This is a genomic window from Herbiconiux sp. FW305-C-125 (genome assembly GCF_058783455.1).
Genome location: NZ_JBYSYO010000029.1, coordinates 1 through 2,391, shown reverse-complemented (window position 1 = coordinate 2,391; position 2,391 = coordinate 1). Strand labels below are relative to the sequence as shown.

The following is a 2,391-nucleotide window of genomic DNA, read 5'->3' as shown; positions in this document are numbered from 1 at the left end:
ATTTCGCAGCAGCCGCCTGATCGGCGCAGAGCGACAGCCTACCTCTGACTGCCGCCAATCTTTGCAACAGAGCCCCGCAACCGATACGATGGCCTCGATCTCTTCGATGAGCGCCCGGGGGCCAAGTACTGGTACACCGGTGGCTTCAGCATTCCCGGCCTCGCCGCGGGGATCATCGGCGGCGCAGCCGCCTCCTTCTTCCTCACCACCGACTTCTGGAGCGGCGCGATCGCCGAGGCCATGGGCTACATCGATCTCTCCGCTCCCGTTGCGATGATCGTCAGCGGCGGACTGTACTACCTCTTCACCCGCCGCGGCCACACCTTCGGAGACGCTCGATGAACACGCCCACCACCGGCTCGCACCCCGCCCGATACCCCGACGCCGCCGCGGGTGAACCGACGCTCGACAGCTGGCAGGAGCCCCCGCACAACCGCTGGGCCTTCGCTCACCTCGGCGAGATGGTGCCCTCGGCAGCGGTCTCGCGGCGCCCGGTGAACGCGCCCGGTCATGCCCTCGCGCGGCTCGGCGCGATCGCGGCGCAGCTTCCCGACCTCGAACAGCGCCTCGAACAGACCTACACCGACGCCTTCCTCGTGCTGCGCGGAACGGAGGTCGTGGCCGAGTACTACCGCGCCGGCTTCGCGCCCGACGACCGTCACCTGCTGATGAGCGTCTCGAAGTCGCTGTGCGGCACGGTCGTCGGAGCACTGGTCGACGAGGGGCGCATCGATCCCGCGCAGCCCGTCACCGAGTATGTACCCGAGCTCGCCGGCTCCGTCTACGACGGGCCCTCCGTGCTGCAGGTGCTCGACATGCAGATCTCGATCGACTACAACGAGGACTACGTCGATCCCGCATCCGAGGTGCAGACCCACGGTCGCTCGGCCGGCTGGCGCACGCGCCGCCACGGCGACCCGGCCGACACCTACGAGTTCCTCACCACCCTCCGCGGCGACGGCAGCACCGGCGAGTTCCAGTACTGCTCGGCGAACACCGACGTACTCGCCTGGATCGTCGAACGGGTCACCGGTCTGCGCTACGTCGAAGCGCTCTCCACGTACCTGTGGGCGAAGCTCGACGCCGACCGCGACGCTACCATCACCGTCGACACGACGGGTTTCGGCTTCGCGCACGGCGGCGTCTCCTGCACGGCGCGGGATCTCGCGCGCGTGGGGCGCATGATGCTCGACGGCGGCGTCGCCCCCGGTGGCCGCGTGGTCTCCGAGGACTGGGTGCGTCGCGTACTCGCCGGCGGATCGCACGAGGCGATGACCGACAAGGGCTTCACGAACACCTTCCCCGACGGCAGCTACACCCGCCAGTGGTGGTGCACGGGCAACGAGCGCGGCAACGTGAGCGGCATCGGCATCCACGGGCAGAATCTGTGGCTCGACCCGCTCACCGACTCCGTGATCGTCAAGCTGTCGTCGTGGCCCGATCCCGACACCGAGCACTGGCACCGGCTGCAGAACGGGATCCTGCTCGACGTCAGCCGCGCGCTCGACGCAGTGTAGCCACGGTCGCTCCGCTCGCGGCGGGCCTCCCCCGCCGGTTGAGCGAGGAGCGCAGCGACGAGTCGAAACCCGACCGCCCCGGGTTTCGACTCGCTCCGCTCGCTCAACCAGCGGGGGCCCGCTCAACCGGCGGGGCCGCCCGGCTCGCCCGGGCCGACTGAATCGCACCGGGTCGCGGGCGCTACTCCCCCAGCCGGTTCTTGCTGCGCATGGCCCGCTCGGCCTCGCGCTTGTCCTGCCGTTCGCGCAGCGTCTGCCGCTTGTCGTATTCCTTCTTGCCCTTCGCGAGGGCGATCTCGACCTTCGCGCGGCCGTCCAGGAAGTACAGGCGCAGCGGCACGATCGTCATGCCGCCCTCGCGGGTCTTCTGGTAGAGCTTGTCGATCTGCTGGCGATGCAGCAGCAGCTTGCGCTTGCGGCGCGGCGCGTGGTTGGTCCACGACCCGTTGAGGTACTCGGGGATGTACGCCGCGTCGAGCCAGGCCTCGCCGCGCTCGATGAAGACGTAGCCGTCGACGAGCGACGCGCGCCCCATGCGCAGCGATTTCACCTCGCTGCCGGTGAGCACCAGGCCCGCCTCGTAGGTGTCGAGGATGTTGTACTCGTGCCGGGCCTTCTTGTTGGAGGCGATCAGCTTCTCGCCGGTCTCCTTGGGCATGTCACATCCTTTCTGCCGTCGGGCTGGTGCGGGATCCGCGCTCACGCGCGAGGATCCAGCCTACCGCACCCTCGCCGCTAGACCCGCAGATACCGCGTGATCGCGATCTTCGCCGCGATCGCCGAGAGGATCACGCCCACGAGGGCTCTGTTGCAAAAATCGTGAAGCTTGAGCATGCTTGGCGGAGATTGGACGGACGGAACGATGACGGATTTC

Annotated in this window: 2 protein-coding genes; one reads left to right on the top strand and one right to left on the bottom strand. The window is 68.5% G+C overall.

The window, feature by feature from the left end:
• Positions 1-338 precede the first annotated feature (338 nt).
• Positions 339-1,517 (top strand): 6-aminohexanoate-dimer hydrolase, encoded by a 1,179-nt coding sequence (gene nylB, locus AC3WLB_RS24245; protein ID WP_012476896.1) that lies wholly within the window; start codon positions 339-341, stop codon positions 1,515-1,517.
• A gap of 181 nt (positions 1,518-1,698) precedes the next feature.
• Here nylB and smpB read toward each other — a convergent pair whose 3' ends face one another.
• Positions 1,699-2,175, bottom strand: a complete 477-nt coding sequence (smpB, locus tag AC3WLB_RS24240; protein WP_079941838.1) for an SsrA-binding protein SmpB — start codon at positions 2,173-2,175, stop codon at positions 1,699-1,701.
• Positions 2,176-2,391 lie beyond the last annotated feature (216 nt).

What these genes read in the sequence shown, in the direction of transcription:
- smpB (WP_079941838.1), bottom strand. Translation starts at nt 2,175, where the DNA reads ATGCCCAAGGAGACCGGCGAGAAGCTGATCGCCTCCAACAAGAAGGCC.
- nylB (WP_012476896.1), top strand. Translation starts at nt 339, where the DNA reads ATGAACACGCCCACCACCGGCTCGCACCCCGCCCGATACCCCGACGCC.